The sequence below is a fragment of the Anabaena sp. FACHB-83 genome, from assembly GCF_014697485.1.
Lineage (GTDB): Bacteria > Cyanobacteriota > Cyanobacteriia > Cyanobacteriales > Nostocaceae > Nostoc_B.
Genome location: NZ_JACJRY010000056.1, coordinates 12,515 through 34,247, shown reverse-complemented (window position 1 = coordinate 34,247; position 21,733 = coordinate 12,515). Strand labels below are relative to the sequence as shown.

Sequence of the window (21,733 nt, the reverse complement as noted above, 5' to 3'; positions counted from 1 at the left end):
TTTTTTGAAGATGTGCTGCAACTATTTTTTCTCGAAGATCGACAGAGTATGACTTCATTTAGAGGTATTTATATTTTAATTTATTGTACCTCATAACAGACGCAAGTGCTGTATTCCTAGTAGGGACTCAAAGCAGCTTCTCCGGCACTGTTAGTCCAGATGTCGTCTGGCAACGCTCGATCTCGGTGACACACCAGATCAAGGTCAGGATACGTGATTGTGTCTACTGCTGATCGGGTGCCGACTACTAGGCATCGCGTTGCCTGGGAGCTACGATTCTCAAGACAGTGACCAACAGGCACTCCTGCTGGAAACGTTGCGGCATTGCCAGGACGTAGTATAGTCTCTGTGTCTCCTTCAATGAGTACGATCTCGCCTTCAAGGACATAGACCATTTCATCCTCAGCACTATGCCAATGCTTGAGTGATGAACGAGAGCCAGGTTGCAGGATTTCGATGAACGCACCGAACTGGGTAAGCCCTCCTGCTTCGCTAATCCAGAGCCTGTGATCTGGTTTTTGCGCGGTGTGAGAAGGGTTTTCCTCTATGACGAGACGTTCGGGAGTGATAACAGTCATGCTGACACCTTTAGGAATTTTGGGGCAATATTTATTCCATTATGTCTTTGTCTTGGATTGACAAGACAAAGACATTATCTGACTTTAAAGCTAAGGACAACCCAAAGCTCAGAGGTAATACCAATTCACTCAATGATTGAGACAAATAGATTGACACAATCCAGGTGCAGACAGCAATTTCCAATCCAAAATCTAAAATGGTATAAAGTGGCTGTTGGGCGATTGTCACTTAAGTGAACGACGTTAGTTGTACTGTGAAAACCTGGGATGGCGAGTATACGGTTGGGTTGCAATACCTAAAGTCCTACAATTATTTGCCCCAGGAATGTCAGCAGATGCAGATGATTTGCGATCGCATTAGTCAGGTATATTCGAGTGAGTTGGAGGAGTCGGTGCAGAGGTTTTTGGAGCCATTGGGGAGGCTAACCCAATGTAATATTTTTCAAATCTCTGATTTTCTCGATGATAACCATAGATTTAAGTATATCTATCAATTTTTACACAATCTTTATTAAAAATGTATTCCTAAAGATAGTTACATAAGTGTATTCTCGTATCAAGAGACATAAAAACACATTAAATTTTATCTTTGCGTATATAAATCAGAGCAATATGATTCAAAATTTTCAAGTTCAAGAACTGTTAATTGCAATCGCTGTTCAGCAGCAAAACCCCAGCATTTTGACCGCCGACTTCCTGAAATACACAGGGATTGTTCCTAGTGATTGGGAATTAGCTAGACCACCAGTTGTAAGTAATACTGCGGCGCAGGTTGTTTACCAGAATGGAGTGAGCATAGTTGCAGAGGTCAATAGAGTGATTTTTGCAGAAGCGATCGCCAATAAAGAAGTAAACGATGTACAAGTTGGGGCGATCGCAAATAAGTATATTCAGACAGTCAAACAAGTAAACTATCAGGGTGTGGGAATTAACTTACGAGGACTTGCACCTTACGAGTCGAAAAACTTGAGCGCACGCAATTACACGTTTAGTAAACTCCTCCAGGCTGGAGCGTGGCAAGATTTTGGTTCTGCGCCTGTGGAAGCATCTGTGCGTTTAGTTTACACACTGGATGAAATACGATTGTATCTGGATATTAATGAAGCTCAGTTACAGTATCCAGACCAAACTACTAAGCCAGCAGTTTTGTTTTCGGCGAATTTCAGTCATACGATCAATCAAGAAGAACCAGCAGCACGTTTAGCGGCTATAGGCGCAGTGATTGACAAGTGGCAAAGTGATTTAGAAACGCTCAAAGAGCTTGTTAACAGTAGGTTTTTGAATAATCAAAGTTATCCCATCAACACAGCAACAACTGAGACGCTTCTGTTTCCGAGTGTGGTAGCTGAGTAAATAAGTTCGTGCTGACGAGCGTAACCATAATGTGGACAAGTCTAAGTGCAGCTTTTCGTTAATAAGCAGTTACTAGACTGTTACGTATATTCACTAGATTATTCACATATTCTTTACGAAAAATTAGTAAAAGCTTCGTGAATAACTCAGTATAATCTTTATTGTTTCGCGCAAAATCGCACTTATTTTTAATTGTACATATATAAAGACGGAAAGCTGATTACGTCAATTTTTCGGATTTACATGGTTATTTGTCATGTGTAGCAAAACAGAAAACTTTGTGAGGTGGCATCTTGGCAAAGTCTCTGGTTCATCCACAAATTGACAAATGAATGATAAAGATTGAGGGCATTTACACCATCAATCAAACAGTACCCAAAAAAGTGTAGCCACTATCTTATAGTGACGTAACCAGATACCAGGGTGGGAATCCCAAATGTATAACGAATTTAACGTTTTTAGCCAAGGCAACTCCTACCTTGATTTTCAGTATTCACTTTTAGAGCAATCTTTATTTCCGTCGCCTGAACGATTGGGAGGACTGCCTTCTGTCCTATTGGGGGTTGAAAAGTTAGAGATTCCGGCACTTACGCCCACAACTCTACCACCGAATTTCGTTATTAACTCTAGTTTTCCTGGGTTACATTCGCTAGTAGATCCTCTGCTGGGAACATCACTAGTAGTTCATACGGAAGCCATCAACGACGCACTTTTACAGGTGGGTCAATCTTTTGATGATTTCCTGCAAAAACCAAATCATATTGACAGCTTACAAGTAGCCTTTGGCTCAGGATGGCAACTCCAAACAGCCACAGCCCTGATTACAGATTTAGCTCAGGGTCAAAACTTACCAGCAATAGAAGTTGTTACAGGTCAGGAACTAAAAGCCCAAGGTGCTTTTAGTCAGCAGACAAATACAATTTATCTGGCACAAGAATTTGTAGAACAGAATCCTACAAATGCGATCGCCAAAGTTTTAACGGAAGAACTTGGACACTATATAGATTCACAATTAAATCCGGTTGATACTCCAGGAGATGAAGGAGAGTTATTTGCTGCTATTGTTGATGGGACTGAGTTAACACCAGGACAACTACAAGCCATCAAAGCAGAAGATGACCATAAGATAGTCACAATCAACGGTCAAACCCTGCTGGTAGAACAATCGATTAACGCAATTATTGGTACACCGGGACGTGATGTTTTAACAGGTACACCACTGAGCGATCGCATTATTGGTGGAGTGGGTGCAGACTTAATTACAGGTGGGTTAGGTGCTGATGTATTTGTTTACCAAAACATCAGAGATGCAGGTGATATCATTAAAGACTTTGAATTGCGTCAGGATGTGATTGACGTAAGCCAAGTATTGAGTAGTTTTGGCTATCAAGGGCTTAATCCCATTGCTGATGGTTACATCAAATTCAGCACCTATACAGATGGCACAATTATTTTACTAGACAGTGATGGGATGGGGTCACTGTCAGCTAGACCATATATCTATGTAGAGAAAGTTACGCCAAATGACTTAAGTAGCTACCCTAGTCACTTCATACCCAATCCAGGTGAACCACCACAAATTCAAGCAGGCTTAGTTAATGATACAGGAGCCAGTAACAGCGATCGCCTCACCTTTGACCCAAGAATTAGCGGGAGAGTGACTGCAACCAGCAATCTCATAAGTCTCAAAGCTGGGTTAAATAATCAAGCAGTTACAGTAGATATTTTCGATACCCTACAGCCGGATGGTAGTTTTAATTTGACTACTGCAAGGTTAAGACAAATTAATGGTGGTAGCCTCAATGATGGTGCTTACACGTTAAAACTGCAAGCTACAGATAATAAAGGTAATATCTCCAGTGTCTACAGTTTCAATTTTGTTCTAGACACAACCGCACCTATTTTAAATTTGCAACTTGACCCGAACTTCGATTCTGCACCAGTTGGAGATTTGCAAACTACCTTTGAGACAGTCAACTTAGTAGGCGCAACAGAAGCTAATTTAACTGTCAATTTGCAACAAACAGGAGTTAGCAGCACTAGCAATAATTTAGGACAGTTTACTTTTGCTAATATCTCACTGATTCCAGGAAGTAATTTATTTACTGTATCAGCTAAAGATTTAGCAGGGAATCAAGGGGAGTTCAGCCAAACATTCCAACGATTTGTTCAACCAATCAACACAGCACCAACAAATCTGAGCCTGAATCCTGCTAGTAGTGCGGAGAATGTGCCAGATAATAACATTATCGGTACATTCACCACAACTGACCTTGATGTTGGCGATACCCATACTTATAGTTTAGTTACTGGCGAAGGCGATACAGATAATACAGCATTTGTGATTGTTGATAATCAACTGAGAATTAAACAATCTCCAGATTTTGAAACTAAGTCTGCGTATAGTGTTCGAGTTAGAACTACTGATGCCAGTGGGTTATTCTTAGATAAGATTTTTAGTATTAGTATTACCAACGTCAACGAAGCACCTACAGCTTTACAATTGAGTAATGGCGCGATCGCAGAAAATCTTTTAGCTAATAGTATCATTGGTACATTCAGTAGTATAGATCCGGATATTGGTGAAATCCATAGCTACAGCCTCATTGATGGTGAAGGCGGTACAGATAATACGTCATTTACCATCAATGGCAATGAACTGCGTATCAATGAATCCGCAGATTTTGAAACCAAGTCTGAATATAGTATCCGAGTCCAAACTACTGATGCTAGTGGTTTCAGCTACACACAAGTTTTTAATATCAGGATTACAAACGTTAATGAAGCCCCAACCGATATTCTGCTGGATGGAGATACGGTAGAGGAAAATGCAGATGGAGCAGTAATAGGGACAATCTCAGTTATTGATCCTGATACAATCTCTGCTTTTATTAACAACACTGTTACCGTAAATGATGACCGCTTTGAAGTGGTTAATAACAATGGTTCACTCCAACTGAAGCTGAAAGATGGGCGTAGTTTAAATTACGAAGTCGAAACCACAATTCCTCTAACTCTCACAGCTACTGATGTCAGTGATAGTTCCCTAACATACAGCAAAAACTTTACTATAAATGTCACTGATGTCAATGAAAACGTTCAACTGCCAACCTTGAGTGCATTTGTTGTTAATGATACGGGAGTAAGTAACAGTGATCGCCTCACCCAAGACCCCACTGTTAGCGGACAGACAACAGATGCCGCCACTTTACAAGGTAATCTGAACGGTAATGGCTTTGTTGATATTAGCGATGCGCTAAATGAAGACGGCAGTTTTACCATCTCTTTAGAACAGTACGATATCTTAAGTAATGGTGCTTTGCCAGATGGAGATTATACCCTGGAATTAAAAGCCAACAGTATCTCTGGGCAAGAATCTGAGATAATAACTATAAGCTTTACTCTTGATCTGACACCTCCACCCGTAACATTTGGGTTAGCTCCTGGAAGTGATACAGGAGTATTAGGAGACAGAATTACAAGCGATCGCTTCGTTACTCTGGTGGGACAAACCCAGCCAGGGTTAACAGTAGCCTTGCTAGAAACCCAACAGACAACGACGGCGGATAGCCAAGGGAATTTTAGCTTTACTAATGTTCCCATGCCAGTGGCAGGCCAAGCGCCCGTTACGATAGTTGCGGTAGATGCAGCCGGAAATCAAGGGCGATCTCAGCAGTTTTTGACTAGAGAAGGGATTAACGGCGCACCCGAAATCACCAGCACTCCTGAAAATATCTTTGATACTGCAAATCAATCAATATATACTTACCAAATTGTAGCCATTGATCCTGATGGGGATGATCTGACCTATACGCTGCTCAACACTCCACAAGGGGCAGAAATTGATGAAAATGGACTGCTGAGTTTCACTCCATCAGGTACTTTGCGTTCTTCCTATAACTTCAGCGTAGAAGTTAGTGATGGTCGAGGGGGAACAGATAGTCAAAACTTTACTGTAGAACTTCCCACTGTTATTGAAAATCGTCCTCCCTTATTCACCTCTGAACCCATTATCGTCGGCAATATTGGCACAGAATATACCTATCAACCCACAGCCACAGATCCCGACGGCGATTCATTAACTTTCTCTTTGATTGAAGCACCCGATGGGTTAACAATTGAAGCTGAAACAGGTCTTTTGGTGTGGACTCCTATTGCCAATCAGTTAGGGGAGAACTTAGTCACCATCCAAGTGAGTGATGAAGCAGGTTTGACAAATACTCAATCATTCACAATCGCCATCCAAGAACGAGCAACCAATAACGCCCCGATATTTATCAGCGATCCTGTCACTAATTTTGCTGTGGCAGTCCCCAACACAGCTACCGGACAGGTAAACCCGGAACTGGTTTCCCTAAGCCTTGCGAATGGGGAAACGGCTATCAGACCAGTATCAATTCAACTTCCCAGTGGTGGTACATCTACTGGCGGACAAGCTGATATTGTCTTCGTAGTGGACGAATCTGGCTCTATGAGTGAAGAGCATGAATGGCTCACAGACATGGTACTAGAGTTAGATGCAGCACTACAACAACGGGGTATTACAGATAGTCGTTATAGTTTGATTGGTTACACTTCCCAAACTCGGATTTTTAACTTAGCAGCTGCCACTCAAGTTAGTGTGTACGGGCCAGGAAATCAGCTAGTGGGTTCTGGAAGCTTTGAAGCAATAATTAATAATCCGCAACTAGAATTTAATTTGTTGGCTGATGGCAATTACACAGTTGTTATTAGCCCGGTAGGTGCATCAGCGTTGCCCATTGAGTATAACCTGAACGCAGATATCACTAATCTCCCAGAAATCGCCCTCACGAATTTCAATACCCCATTCACTGGTAATGTTGCCCCTCAAGGGCAAGAAACCTTTACTTTCAATGCACCTGCGGGAACTCAAATTTTCTTTGATGGGTTGAGTTCCAGCGCCGTTAATGACATTCGTGCGCGTCTGGTTGACCCCAATGGCAATAACATCTTTAGTAATGTTCGTCTCAATCTAGATACTAACCCCTATTTGCTATCCCAGGGCGGTACTTATTCCCTAATCGTTAGTGGAGGTACTACAGGGGGTAATTTTAGTTTCCAGATTTTAGAGTTTAACTCCAAGGCAACGGAAATTGCTCTCGATACTCAGATATCTGGTACGATTTCGCCTGGACTCGCCACAGAAGTTTTTCAATTTAGTGCTACACAAGGGCAAACAATTTACTTTGACTCAGCCGCCAACCAGTCAATTACTGCGGCTGTTTACTCCTCAGACAATGGACTCCTCGGAAGTCGCACGCTTTTGCGTGACTTTACATTGAATGTTCCTAGTAATGGAACTTATACTTTGGTACTGCAAAGCGACAGCAATAACCCAGTTAACTATAACTTTAGGCTAGTAACCCCACAGACACAGCAGGTAAATTTGGCCATTGGCGATATTGTCACTGGTAATCTTGGCGGATCTGGAGAAAAAGATATTTATTTGCTCGAAGGTAATGCCGGACAAAGAATTTGGTTTGATGGATTGAGTGCAGATTCAAGCAGTATAGTGGCTCGCTTAGTTAGTCCGACGGGAGTAGAAGTATTTGGTAATACAAGAAGCGATCGCAATTCCGTTCCATTGGTATTACCAGAGTCTGGTATATATTCATTGGTAGTTACTGGTGCAGATCAAATCGGTAATTACAGTTTCCAATTAATAGATGTATTAACTAATGCCACTGACATTACCTCTGAAGTTGCTTCATCTACTCAGATAAACACTAGATTTGATACCGGATTACAAACTAAGGTTTACACCTTTGCCGGAACAAAAGGACAAAAACTTGCTTTTGATGCGATATCAACTTCTGTTTCTGGAACTTGGCAACTATACGGGGAGGATAATGCCCGATTAGCACAAACAAATATTAGCAGTGATTTCACTGTTGTTTTACCAGCAGATGGTACATACACACTTTTATTAGATGGGAGTAATGGCAGTCCCTTCAATTTAACTTTCCAGGTATCTGAACAGGTGATTGAAGAAAGTACCATTACCCTTGGAGATCCTGTTTCAGGTACTTTAGCTAATTCATCTGAGCAAGATATTTACCGCTTTTCTGGAAATGCCGGACAGCGTATTTGGTTTGATGGTTTAGCTTCTGACTCTACGAATATTCGGGTTAGCCTTGCCAGTTCAACTGGTCAAACCTTGTTTAACGGACTAAGTGCTAATAATGATTCTGAAATACTGACACTGCCAGAAACCGGGACGTACTACATTACCGTTAATGGTAATAATGTTACCGGAAATTATAATTTCCGCGTGCTAGATATCACCGATGCAACATCCCTGACGCTAGGAACGGATCTCAGCAATACCATCACCCCAGGGTTAGGGACACAGCTTTATACCTTTGAGGGCAACGCTGGTCAAAAGCTGCTGTTTGACATGGTTGCAGTGAATAATTCTTTTGGGGGAAGTTGGCTTCTTTACGGGCCTAGCTCAAACAATTTCCTAGCAAGAAATACACGCTTGGATGATTTTACTGCCGTCTTACCTACCGATGGCACATATACTTTATTAGTGGATGGCAACAGTACCAACCCTGTCAGTTACACTTTTAACATTAAAGATGTTAGCACTCCTAATAATGTTGCCCCTAGCGGATTTGGCATTACCCGGACAGGCAATATCACTACGCCAACTCAAGAAGATATTTTCACTTTTGAGGCATCGGCAGGTACTCGCATTTTATTTGACGGACTGACCTCATCTTCCTCAAATATTCGCGCTCGATTAATAGCCCCGGACAACACACAACTCTTCTCTAATCTGCAATTAACGAATAATTTTGATCAGTTAATCTTGCCTGCATCTGGAAGCTACTCCATAGCAGTTACCACCACTGGGGCATTAGGAAATTACAGTTTCCGTGTACTAAACCTAGATGATGCTGTCACACTGCCCTTAGATACTGTCTTTAACAGTAGTCTCAGTATTGGTCAAAGAGATATTTACAAATTCACAGGTACAGCAGGACAACAGTTATTTTTCGATGGTATCTCTGCAACTGGTTCAGGTAATTGGCGATTGTATAGCCCAGAGAACATCCAATTGGCTCAGAGTGGTATAACCAATAACTTCACTGCCACTTTACCAACTGATGGTACTTATTTTGTGATCTTGGATGGGACAAGTGCCACTCCTGTTAACTTTAGTGTGCAAGTGGTAAATGTAGAAATCCAAGAATCTACATTAACTTTAGGAGAGACTATCTCCGGCACATTAACTAAAGCCGGTCAACAAGACATTTATCGATTCAATGCCAGTGCAGGACAACGAATTTTCTTTGATGGACTGGGTTCTACAAACTTAGCTACTAATGCTCGTTTGGTTAGTCCCACAGGGGTAGAGATACTTGGGAATACTCGGAGCGATCGCAATTCTGCTCCACTGATTTTAACTGAATCTGGTGAATATTCTCTCATCGTCAGCGCAGGCGATCGCACTGACAATTACAGTTTTAGACTGCTTGACTTGGATGCGCCCACTACATCCATCAACTTAAATACCGTCGTCAGTGGAACAGTTACAACTGCTTTAGCAACAGAGGTTTATCAATTTACTGGCAATGCTGGGCAAGAAATTTTCTTTGATGCTTTGACGAATACTGGTTCTCTTAGCTGGACAATTTTAGGGTCTAGTAATGCTGATCTGGGTAATCGTTCTTTCCCTCAAGATTTCTTTACAGTGTTGCCATCTGATGGCATTTATACCCTACTCCTAAACAGCAGTAATGCTAATCCCGTTAACTTTAGTTGGGAAATTGTCACACCACAACGGCAAACTGCAACCATTAACTATGGCGAAGTCATTACAGGGGATCTGAGCCAACCCGGTGAGACAGACATTTATCAGTTTAGTGGTGTTGCTGGTCAACAAATTTGGTTTGATGGTTTAGAGTCTGCTTCAACTGAAATTGAAGTGGCAATGGTGAGTCCTGGCGGCGATCGCATTTTTGAGCGTCTGCGACTTGATAGAGATAATTCAACACCTTTGACTCTGTTTGAGTCAGGTACTTACTCCTTGATTATCAACAGTGGTAGAGGCAATCCAGGTGCGGTGACAGGCGACTATCGCTTCCAAGTTTTAGAGATTACACCGAATCTCACTGTACCAAATGACTTGACTGGGACTATTAATCGTGCAAATGAAGCGCAAATTTACCAGTTTGCAGGGGTGAAAGGGCAAAAACTCACGTTTACACCCAATGATGCAATTTTTGGGACTGCTGCTCAAATATCTAATGCCACTCAATTGTTGAGTACCAGTCAAGGGGGAACGGAAGATGGTTATCTGGGAATTGACAAAGCCCTGCAATTACCTTTCCGTGATGGTGCGGCTGTTAACATTATTTTGGTGACAGATGAAGACCGAGACATTTTTAATCAAAATTTGACCTTTGACAGCATTTTTAATGGGTTATCAGACCAAGATGCACTACTAAATGTGGTTGTTAATGCCTTCTTCCGTGGTGGAAGTGGTAACACAGCTCTTGGTGTAGATTCTCAAGGCGTGGCTTACACTGCCGATGGTGCAGGCGGATTCATCAGTAGTCCCGGAGGAGTTTTTGATCGCCCTGGTGATGCTTCTGCTTCCACGGTTAAGACAGATTACGTTGATTTAGCATGGAATATTGGCGGAGCCGCTTGGGATCTCAATCAACTGCGGACTGGTGGTAATACAGCCATTTCCTTTACGAAGGCATTTGTAGATGTCAAAGCTACAGAAATTAACGAGCAGTTAGCAATTGACCTGTTAGTAACAGACCCCAATATTACTATCGAAAACCTAACGGGGCCGATTTTTGGGCTGAATCCTGGTGAAACAGCCAGCTTCGATGCCAAAATTACCGGGGATGGCCTTGCCCGTAGCTTTGAAATCTTCTTTGTCCGACCTGAGACGGGATTTGTTGTGGGTTCAATTCCCGTCTCGATTAATCAAAACTATCTTTACCTTGCTCAAGCTGTTGATCCTGATGGTGATGCCCTTACCTACAGTCTCCTGAATGCACCCACCGGAGCAACAATAAATGCTACTACGGGTCGGATTGATTGGACACCTCCCACTACGGGTTTATACCAGTTTGAAGTGGGTGTGGCAGATAATCGCGGAGCGCAAACAGTTCAAAGTTATCAAGTTCAAGTTGTTGCGGCAGGTGGAGATAATACAGCACCAAATATTACTTCAATAGCACCTAATACCATACGAGTTGGAGGAAATTTCACTTATCAACTCACTGCCACGGATGCTGAAAATGATCCACTCACTTTCTTCTTGGCAGAAGCACCACAAGGTGTAAGCATTGACCTGGATACAGCCTTACTTTCTTGGACTCCCAACAATAACCAAACAGGTGAACAGACCATTACTATCAAGGTTGTGGATGGTCGTGGCGGTTCAGATACTCAAAGTTTTGTGATTGCTGTTAACGACAACCAAAAACCTGTATTTACTTCCAACCCCATTCGGCTGGGACAAACCAACCAACTCTACCAATACGATGTAGATGCTAGTGATCCTGAAGGCACAACTATTACCTACAGCTTAATAACTGGTACTCCTGATGGTATAACTATTAACCCATCCACGGGCTTGATTCAATGGCAACCGACAACCCAGCAGGCAGGGCAATTTCCCATCACAGTAATTGCTACTGATGCCGAGGGAGGGCGATCTCTACAATCATTCCTTGTAAATATTGGCACTCCCGATGGTTCAGGAGGTGGTGACACAGGAGGTGGCGGAACAGATGGTGAAATTCCTACTGTTCTCTTAGGTTTTAGCTCTACAGTGGTGGAAATTGGGGAAGACCTCACACTGCAAGTTCAAGCTGTAGATGACGAAAGTATTGTTAGTCTTACCCTACAAGCCAACGGCACACCTCTGAACTTAATTCCGGGGAACATAGCTAGTGGTGCTATCAATGAAACTACCGTGCAGTTTGCCCAAGCTGGTCTAATTGACATCATTGCCACGGCTGAAGACAACGATGGCAATGTAGTAACGCGCACACTCACGGTGCGCGTTATTGACCCCAATGATAAAACAGCACCAACAGTAGCACTAGACCTGAGTGGATTTGACCCTCTTAACCCAGTAATCACAAATCTTACCAATATTGTTGGAACTATCAGCGATCCAAGTATAGAGTTTTACAGGGTTGAACTTGCACCTGTTAGTTTAATTAATCTTAATAATCCCGCAGCTAATGACCCAGATTTCATCACGATTGCTGAGGGAAGGGGCAGTATTACTGATGGTGTTTTGGCTCAAATCGATCCCAGTTTATATCGTAATGATAGCTATTACATCAGGGTCTATGCTCAAGACTATAGCGGTAATGCCAACGTTCAAGGCGTGGTGTTGGGTATCAACTCCCAAAATAAACCGGGGCGTTTCGCCTTAGAATTTACCGATTTATCGATTCCGTTAACTGGTATCCCCATTGAAATACAACGCCGTTACGATAGTCTGGATGCGAAATTCTCTGGTGACTTTGGTTATGGCTGGAGTTTAGGTTTACAGGATGCTCAAATTCAGGAGGCTGCACCCACAGGGGTAGATTTAACCCGTGATGATTTCTTTGGTGGTAACTCCTTTACAGTTGGTACTCGCGTTACTTTAACTACACCTGATGGTCGTCGGGTAGGTTTTACCTTTAATCCTGTCCCTGACTTAGCCGGCTTACTCGGCGTGCGTTACAAACCCACATTTACACCAGATGCAGGTGTTTATGACAGGTTGGAGGTAGACTACACACCTTTGAGGGTTCGTAGTGATGGTTCTGTTGTCTTGTATTTTATTGGCTTTACATACAACCCCTCACAGTATCGTCTCATCACTAAGGACGGAACTACCTACCGTTATGACCAGTACCAAGGGCTTTTAGATATTACTGATCGCAATGGTAATAAGCTAACTTACACTGATGCGGGTATTTTCAGTTCTACTGGTCAATCTATCACCTTTGAGCGAGATGCCCAAGGACGGATTGCAGAGATTATTGATCCGGCTGGTAAAGCAATTCTTTATGGTTATGACGCTAAGGGTAATTTGGTAAGCGTAACTGACCAAGCAGGACTTGTTTCGCGTCACACTTATCTAACAAATCCCAATTACCTAGAGCAAATTATTGACCCACGGGGTAAAGCTGTTATCCGCACCGAATATGATGCTAAAGGTCGGGTTAAAGCTACTAAAGATGCTTTAGGCAATACTATTTCTAGTGATTACAACGTTAGTGCAGGTGGTTCTACCCTCACCCAACTCGATGCACTTGGTAACACCACAACAACAATACGCGATAGTCGTGGTAACGTTACCTCGGTCATCAACCCATTAGGTGCGGTCACTCAGACAAACTATGATGCAAACAATAATCCGATTAGCATTACTGACTCTAGAGGGTTTAGCACAACTCGGACATTTGATACTAGGGGAAATGTTAGCAGCATTACTGATGCTTTGGGTAATACTCGCAGCTTTACTTATGACCAATTCAATAATGTCACATCAGAAACTGATCAGTTAGGTCGCATAACTCGCTTTGTTTACAATACAAACGGCAATTTAGTTGAGTTAATCGACGCTACTGGTCAACGGAACCGTTTTACTTACGACAATCTTGGTAGAGTGATCGGTTTTGCTGATGCCAATGGTAACGCTACTACCTTTGGTTACACAGGTACAACTTTGGGTAAACCAACTCAAGTAACTTTCCCGGATGGTAGCACCCAGCAAATTGAATACAATCAATTTGGTCAAATTAGCCGCTTAGTTGATGAAAATGGGAATGCAACAGAATATATCAGCGATGATGTTGGACGTTTGATAATTAAACGTGATGCTTTGGGTAATGAAATAAAATATACTTATGATGCCCAACTTATTACCAGCGTTATTGACCCGTTAGGCAATACAGTCAAGTTTGAATACGATGATGCAGGTCGCTTAATTCGTCAAATCGATCCATTTAATGGTGTAACTGAGTTTGGTTATGATGCTCTTGGTAGACGTGTTAGTGAAACCGACCCATTGGGACGTACAACTACTACAACTTACCGAGAAGATGGTTTAATTACAGCAATCACAGATGGAAATGGTAGCACTACTTCCTTTGAGTATGATTTAGCAGGAAATCAAACTGCGGTCATTGACCCATTAGGTAATCGGACAAGCTTTGGTTATGATGCGTTAGGACGGCAAATTCGTAAAATAGACCCATTAGGTAATTTGGGAACTTATGCTTACGATGCGGTAAACAATTTAATCCAAATTACAGACCGTAATAATCGCCAGCGTACATTTACTTACGATGGAGTTAATCGTCTAGTTCAAGAAAACTGGCTGAGTAATAGCACGCCAACCCGGACAATTAATTTTACCTACGATGCTGTAGGTAACTTGGCTAGAGTTAACGATGTTGATAGTACATTTGCTTTTAACTACGACAGTCGGGATAGAGTTACCCAAGTAAGCCAAACTGGTATTTTTGGATTAGCACCCGTAACTTTGAATTATACCTACGATGGAACGGGCAACAGAACATCAGTTAGTGATAATTTCGGTGTTGTGGTGAACTCGACTTACGATGCGCGTAATTTACTAACCAGCCAAACTTGGCAAGGAACAGGTATTGACCCAGCACGAGTTAATTATTCCTACGATAGCAGAGGTGATCGCGCTCAAATTCAACGCTTCTCAGACCTGGCTGGTACGCAGCTTGTTGGTAGTAGCAATTTCAATTATGATGCACTACAACGGTTAACTGGTATCACTCACTCTAACGGTGCGGGTTCTACCTTAGCTAACTACAGCTATAACTATAATTTGGCAAGCTTCTTAAACAGTGAAACCTACAAAGGACAAACCACAAATTACATTTACGATCGGGCTAACCAGTTAACCAATGCTGACAGGTCTTTACTTCCAGACGAAAATTATACTTATGATGCAAATGGAAATCCGACGGGTAATGGTTTAGTAATTGGCACAAATAACCAAATATTATCCGATGGTCAGTTTAATTACACTTACGACAGGGAAGGTAATTTAGCAACCAAGACCAATATTTCGACAGGTATTACTACCACCTACAACTACGATTTCCGCAACCGATTGATAGGAATTGTAGATAGAAATACAAGTGGAAATATAACCCAGTCGGTGGAGTTTAAGTATGATGCTTTTGACCGTCGGATTTCCAAAACAGTTAACGGACAAACCACATATTTCGTCAATGATGGTGATGAATTATGGGCAGAATTAAATCCAGCAGGAGAAATTATTAGTCGATACTTGCAAGGTGCGGATGTTGATGAGTTAATAGCTCGTTATCGCCCAAGTGAAGGTACATCTTGGTATCTAACAGACAGGTTGGGAACTATCAGGGATATGGCGAATGCTGTAGGTAAATTGGTTAACAGTATCAACTACGATAGTTTTGGGGAAATTCTTGGTCAAACCAATCCTAATCTGGGAGATAGATTTACTTTCGCTGGTAGGGAATTCGATAGCGAAACTGGTTTATATTACAACCGCGCTCGTTATTATGATGCGAATTTGGGACGATTTATTAGTCAAGACCCGATAGGTTTTGGAGGAGAAGATGCAAATCTTTACCGTTATGTGGGTAATAATCCCGTAAATGCAACCGACCCAAGTGGGTTAATTGCGGCTATTGAATACGGCTCGCTTATAAAGGCACAGGTACTTGGTGTTAATGGTACAGTTCCAGGTGCTATAATCGGCGGCTTACAAGGATTTGGTGTTACGAGCCTAATATTTATCGGTAATATTTTGGAAATTTCAAACAGAGGTGGCGATATTATAGCCGAGTGGGGAAGTGCGATCGCTAAGACAAGAGAGACATTAAAGGATATAGAAAACAAACTCAAGAGATTCGAGTCTGTTGATACACCGGAAGGTTTAGTAAAAGGATTTATAAGCGGTGCTGGAGTGGATATTCTCAAGATTTCGTTTAATATACCGAAAGCTGTTAAACTTGGTAGAGAATTAGCTGAAGAGATTGGTGATACCAAACTGCCAAAACCACCATCAGTCACAATCTCCTTAAGAAGCGGTGGTTTTAATGAGGGTTATACTGAGGGTCTTAAATACTTGGAAGCACTTGCCCCAAAATAGATTATAGCGGGAATCCGATCTATGATCGCTACCTGATTTTGAGTTAATGGGTGCGCCGCTTTTTTAAGAGAAAGTGCGATCGCTTATTTTTCCAGTATTGCGATCGCATGATTAAAGCTTGGTGAGCCTAGAATGCGATCGCGTTTTGTACTTACGGGGAATATAGGCGATCGCCATTTTGTGTTTGTGGAGAATGAAAGCGATCACCATTTTAAACCCGGTACTTCTGCTGATTCATTTACAATGAAAGAGCATAAACTGAAAAAAATGCTATGAATTCCTTTTCATCTGCAACATCACCAAATAGAAGCCAAGACAATAACGAAGTTGTAGTAAATGTTATTGTCAAGCAAGAAGCTGATGGTAGAACAGTGGCTATTGTACCAGGATTACCCGAACTACGAGTAGAAGCAAGCGATCGCACAACAGCATTAACTCAAATTCAGCAACGCTTAGAAAGCCATCTAGCTGGTGCAGAAATTGTTTCTTTATCTGTAAAAGTGCCATCTCATGAACAAAAAAACCCCTGGTTAGCAATGGCTGGAGTTTTTAAAGATGACCCACAATTCGAGCAAATGCTTGCAGCTATAGAGAACTATCGACAAGAAATAGATAAATCTACAGAAGATACTTTTCCGCAAGAGTAAGAGCATACTTGCATAGGTAAAAATCAGATGACAAAATGGGTACTTGATACTGACCATGTTTCACTACTACAACGAGATCATCCAGTAGTGGTTAGTAAAGTAAGTTCTGTCAGTCCTGCGGAAATTGCAGTCACAGTAATAACTATTGTTGAGCAAATGTATGGTCGTTTAGATGTAATTAACCGCGCCAAATCAAAACAAGAATCAGTTACAGCTTATGCTTTGTTAAAAGAAACATTTAATCTGTTAAGTCAAGCTAAGATTCTTGATTTTAATGAAGCTGCATTTGATACGTATAACGAATTATTAAAACAAAAAATTCGTGTTGGTACACAAGATTTAAGAATTGCAGCCATTGCACTTTCTTTAAATGCTACAGTTGTGACGCGCAACTTTAAAGATTTTCAAAAAGTTCCTAATTTAAAAATTGTAGATTGGTCAGTTCCTTAAAATTGGTAAACTAAGTAGGTTAGTGAGATAAACGTATAAACCACTATCTGTTACCTACTTAAAAAATATCGAGCGATCGCTAAAAGTAGAAAAAGTTTATCAAACTTGATTATTATTATTTTTGCTATTCTGAGTTTTTCTAGATAAAGCACCGAAACCTAGAGCTATAATAATTCCTAAAACAGAACTGGGTTCAGGTACAGGTTCACCAGTTGGCTTACGTTCCAGAACAACATTGCTCACAGAAAGAGCAGATGAGACAGTGAAATCATCTACGTCAACTACTCCAAAAGCTATTGTATATCTCCCAGAATTATTAAAAGTGTATTGAAAAGTTTTAATTCCAGTTTCTTGAGCAAACGAAAGGGGAAAATTAGGATTAGATACTTGTGCATCATCAATATTTCCTAGTCTCTGGATTTGGTCATTTACCAAAAAGAAACTGTAATCGTTCAGCGAACCGCGATTACTTCCACTAACTAAAGAAGAATTTTCGTTTGTCAAAAAGTTCCACTGAAACGTTAAATATTGGCCTGCTTGTACATTAATAGTCTGCTTAATAGCCGAACCTTCAAAAGCAACACCATTTATATCTAGTGCATCTGCATTAATTCCCAAGAACTCAGTTAAGTTAGGGCTAACAAAACCAACTTCTCTTGCAGGCTGTCCTGAAAAATTGAATTGTCCATTGATTGCACCTAACTGAAAGTCATCATCCGCGTTTGCATCTGTTGACAAAAGTGCTTCTGTAGAGCTAGAAAAGTACACATCTCCAAAAGTAGTCCAAGAAGAAGGATTAGTACTAAAATCTAAATCTACTGCTTGTACTGGACTAGAAATAAGTAAGCTACTGCCGACTAGTATACCAACAACTTTTATTGTAGTTTTCATTGTTTTATTCTCTGTTTAAATAATATAAATTGCTGGCTGAGGATTTATTTTTTTTGTATTAAACAGCAGTCCACTTTAAAACTACTGATAAATACAAAATTATCATAGTAAATTTACGGAGGCATTTATCTGAAGTTTAAATGAAGAACTTGTATGGATATTTTTATTCTTGATTATTTCTTCAAAGGAATAGCCATAGCCATTTTCTTGAAGCAGTTCATGTCTGCACCCGCAAACCACCGCATCATCTCCTGACCTGAAATCGTCAGCGCGATTCTCTGCCGCCTTGCCCACTCGAACCAAGCATGAACATCTGCGGTAACGGTATTCCTACCTTTGTCTCCATAAACGTAGGGATTATTGCATTAAGCTGGTGCGATCTTCCCGAACTTACAACCTACGCCATCCACTGCACCCAATCGGGAGCCTCAGCCACCAATTGAGAGAACAACTGCGGCTGCGCCTCTTCAAACGCAACCATCACCCCCCAACGCTCGTCCAAAGTGAGAGTGGAAAGGAATTCTTTGACTGCATCCACACCAGACTCTACCCTTTCCCTCAACCCAGCAACATAAGATTTAACCTGCTGCCACCAAGAAGCTTCCTGTCCCTCCATATCCTCATTACTGGGGAGTGGGGTTGTGTCAGTGATTGATGTTGTTAAATCTATATTAGGAGTGACTGACACCAACTCCCGACTTAACCACCTAGAGAAAATCCCGGAACGCCCATCATCAGCCGCAACGAACTTATAAACACACTCTCGTTTACCCCTCGGCCCCAACCGACCAACATACGATAGCCGCAGGTCAATTTTATTCAATAACTTCTGTGCGATCGCCACAGGTGTCAACTTCTCCGAAATAGTCACGTTCAAATAATTCTTGATCAAGTACCGATGCTGTAGCGCGTGAGCCTTAAACTCCTGCATCTGCTCATCAGATCCCCGCAACTGCTCCCCAGAAGTAAGCAACTGCAACAGCTTCAGTTCTTCCAGCAACCGCACAGAAGACAACATCTGCCCTTTGTTAAAATCTGGTTTCCAAATCGAATTCTCCCCAGCTTCAGCCAAACCCTTAACCCGTTTGCTATCCCTGCTGGTCAAAAACTGCCGTCCCACAGTCAAGTAATAGTGCAGCCGCAGTTGGGGATACCAGCCGTCATCGTCCTTCTCAACCAATTCGGGTGTCACTTCAACTTCGTAACGCCGGGATAACTCACCCTTACGCTGTTGATACCGTTCTTCTTGCGTCTTCACCCGCTTCTCCTGCAATTTCTTCAGTTCGGCATCAGAAACATCATCAGATTCAGAAACCCCCAAGCATTGACCAGAATATAATTCCTTGGAAGCTGCTTTCACCTCTTTAACAACTTCCTTGGTTTCATCAGGGTCGGAATCATCAGCATCAATCACGGTGTAGCCATCAGCCGCCAAACCCTTCAGCACAAATTCCTCATAACGGCGCATTTCCACGTTAATGACCGCACCTCGCTTACCCCAAGTCTGCAATGATTCGGGCTGGAAATTTTGGTCAATGAACGAGTAATCATCATTATCAGCCGCAGACAACAGAGCGATATTAGCCTGGGTTGCAATATCCTGACTCCGCAACAATCCACCCATCGAAGTTGAACCATTGCCCACAGTCCCCATCCCATACCGACTAACCCAGATGTGACGGTCAACAGTTTCTCTTAACCGTGCTAACATCTGCCGTACAGAATCCACAGGCTGAACTCCCTGAAATATCCCCCAAACCGAATCAAAATGACCTCGAATGTCGATAGACACACCTGTTTCCAGGCTGGGCGAAGCAATAACTAAATCGTACTGCGTGAGAATTTCGTTGAGATGGGCAATACACTCATAAGCCGGGTGTTTCGGATCTAAAACTGAATGGCTGTCAATTCTCAAAATCCGCAGGTGAGGAAATTTCTGTTTAAATCTTTGTTCAAGGGCTTGAGTACCCCATTTGGATTTGGCCTTCTGGGCAGAACAACATAATAAATGATGTCCGCCAGCAGCGATCGCCTTATCTAACGCTGCAATCAAATTCTTTGGATTGCTACCAGAATAGTTGTAGCACTTGCCAGACACTGGCTGATAATTATTTACGATCACAAACGGGTTAACTCGGTATTCTCCTGCCAGAGAAAGAATGTATTTGACATCGGTATCTGAGGCATCGGCAGAAGACAGATAGATTTTACCGTGTTCGCTACCCAAAACATTCTGTACCAGTTGCTTGAAATTTCGCAGTATCGCTACCCGCCGCTTGGCCACATCAGTAGTAGAGTGAAGCAAATGCCAGAAAACTTGGTCGCATTCATCAATAATAATGACATCGTTTGACCAGTCGTTGGGGTTGAATCGCGCTTGGCTATCTTTGTGCAACGAGTCCACGCAAACACCGAAGCCAAGTAAACCGCCTGTGTCGGATGTATGGATTTCTGACACATAATCAACGCCGAAGCGATCGCACAAAGCCTCACCCAGTTGTATGCGATGGGTAATAATCAATACCTTACGCCCCTGGTCATGTGCCTTGGCTACCTCTTGAGATAACCACTCGGTTTTACCTGTTCCCTTGGGAGCTTTCAAAACAATCAACTTCTCGCCTTCGGGTGCAATCAGTCCACCCAAGAATCGCTGGTTAAGTGCGATTGCTGGAGGATATGTGAGCAGAGTAAACAGCTTGATTTCCCATAACTCCAAGGTGTCGGCTGTATTGTACAGTGAGTGAAAAGCCGCCTCACCATGAGCTACAACAAAATCATCAACGCCTTTTTCGGTTCCTGGCAGGTCAATCACTCGCAGCTGACAGCCTTCGTTTATCAACAGTCGCCCCATACGACTGATAGCGGTTCGCACTCGTTGAACAGTCTCAGGTTTGGTATCGTTGTCAAAGCAAATGTTAACTTGTCTGCCTGTTGTTGCGAAATGTTTCAGGTCGGGAATCAAGGAAGGTTTACCAGTAGCAGTCCCGTAGTCATCATAAGGAGTTCGGTAGCCAGCGTTTACTCCAGGGATAGCGATCGCAGCATAACCCGCACTCAACAAACAAGCGGCCTTCTTCGCCCCTTCGACAATTACGACTGCTACATTGTTCTTCCAAACCCAACGCCAGAACCCACCGGGATGCTGTAAATCCTCGTCAGTGATGGGAATACCGCAACGGTTTGAGACTTTCACCCAAATCTTCTTGGTGACTTGTAAAAAGAAAGCGCGTGTTTGCTCCCTGTAAGGATGCTCATACTTGATGAATTTGTGGATTTTCTGTGAATCTCTGCGGGGTTTGTCGGGCTTGAAACAACCCCAGAGCATTTGTTCATAATTGCTCAGTGGGTCAACGCCGTTACACCACCAACCGCCCAATTCAATGTGTTGGTATTTCTTCAAGTCCCTGTCCCGCAATCGTCCGTCGTTGCGGCGGGAGATTTTGTCGCTGTATAAAAGGTAGTCGTAGGGTGTTGTGCCAAAGAGCGATCTCACATTCAAAGCAATCAGTTCTTCATCAACGCCACTGTTGAGCCATTCTTGTAAGTGATGAGATTCAAGATTTGTTGTTATGGCCATATCCTCTCCATAAATAGACGCATGAAAAAGTAAGCGGTATAGCCCGATACCGCTTTAGGAT

Annotated in this window: 7 protein-coding genes; 4 read left to right on the top strand and 3 right to left on the bottom strand. The window is 42.3% G+C overall.

The features are described 5' to 3' along the window. Window positions 1–116: 116 nt before the first annotated feature. Complete coding sequence (locus tag H6G79_RS31920) at window positions 117–578, bottom strand: cupin domain-containing protein (protein ID WP_190595026.1); 462 nt, start codon at window positions 576–578, stop codon at window positions 117–119. 612 nt (window positions 579–1,190) lie between these two features. On the opposite strand from H6G79_RS31920, the gene H6G79_RS31915 reads away from it, so the two are divergent. The 4 genes from H6G79_RS31915 (at window position 1,191) to H6G79_RS31900 (ending at window position 17,204) form a co-directional block, all read left to right on the top strand. Continuing rightward, window positions 1,191–1,931 carry a hypothetical protein gene (locus H6G79_RS31915; RefSeq protein ID WP_190595027.1) on the top strand — a complete coding sequence of 247 codons (741 nt, stop codon included), beginning with the start codon at window positions 1,191–1,193 and terminating at the stop codon, window positions 1,929–1,931. Window positions 1,932–2,367: 436 nt separating this feature from the next. Continuing rightward, on the top strand, window positions 2,368–16,107 hold the full coding sequence (locus H6G79_RS31910; RefSeq protein WP_190595028.1) for a putative Ig domain-containing protein: 13,740 nt from the start codon (window positions 2,368–2,370) through the stop codon (window positions 16,105–16,107). A 272-nt stretch (window positions 16,108–16,379) separates the two neighbouring features. Then, on the top strand, window positions 16,380–16,754 hold the full coding sequence (locus H6G79_RS31905) for a hypothetical protein (protein ID WP_190595029.1): 375 nt from the start codon (window positions 16,380–16,382) through the stop codon (window positions 16,752–16,754). 27 nt (window positions 16,755–16,781) lie between these two features. Next, complete coding sequence (locus H6G79_RS31900) at window positions 16,782–17,204, top strand: type II toxin-antitoxin system VapC family toxin (RefSeq protein WP_190595030.1); 423 nt, start codon at window positions 16,782–16,784, stop codon at window positions 17,202–17,204. 99 nt (window positions 17,205–17,303) lie between these two features. On the opposite strand, the gene H6G79_RS31895 is transcribed toward H6G79_RS31900, so the two are convergent. Further along, on the bottom strand, window positions 17,304–18,095 hold the full coding sequence (locus tag H6G79_RS31895; protein WP_190595031.1) for a PEP-CTERM sorting domain-containing protein: 792 nt from the start codon (window positions 18,093–18,095) through the stop codon (window positions 17,304–17,306). Window positions 18,096–18,492: 397 nt separating this feature from the next. Continuing rightward, window positions 18,493–21,672 carry a plasmid replication protein, CyRepA1 family gene (locus tag H6G79_RS31890; RefSeq protein ID WP_191049399.1) on the bottom strand — a complete coding sequence of 1,060 codons (3,180 nt, stop codon included), beginning with the start codon at window positions 21,670–21,672 and terminating at the stop codon, window positions 18,493–18,495. Window positions 21,673–21,733 lie beyond the last annotated feature (61 nt).

What these genes read in the sequence shown, in the direction of transcription:
- H6G79_RS31915 (WP_190595027.1), top strand. Translation starts at nt 1,191, where the DNA reads ATGATTCAAAATTTTCAAGTTCAAGAACTGTTAATTGCAATCGCTGTT.
- H6G79_RS31895 (WP_190595031.1), bottom strand. Translation starts at nt 18,095, where the DNA reads ATGAAAACTACAATAAAAGTTGTTGGTATACTAGTCGGCAGTAGCTTA.
- H6G79_RS31900 (WP_190595030.1), top strand. Translation starts at nt 16,782, where the DNA reads ATGACAAAATGGGTACTTGATACTGACCATGTTTCACTACTACAACGA.
- H6G79_RS31905 (WP_190595029.1), top strand. Translation starts at nt 16,380, where the DNA reads ATGAATTCCTTTTCATCTGCAACATCACCAAATAGAAGCCAAGACAAT.
- H6G79_RS31890 (WP_191049399.1), bottom strand. Translation starts at nt 21,672, where the DNA reads ATGGCCATAACAACAAATCTTGAATCTCATCACTTACAAGAATGGCTC.
- H6G79_RS31910 (WP_190595028.1), top strand. Translation starts at nt 2,368, where the DNA reads ATGTATAACGAATTTAACGTTTTTAGCCAAGGCAACTCCTACCTTGAT.
- H6G79_RS31920 (WP_190595026.1), bottom strand. Translation starts at nt 578, where the DNA reads ATGACTGTTATCACTCCCGAACGTCTCGTCATAGAGGAAAACCCTTCT.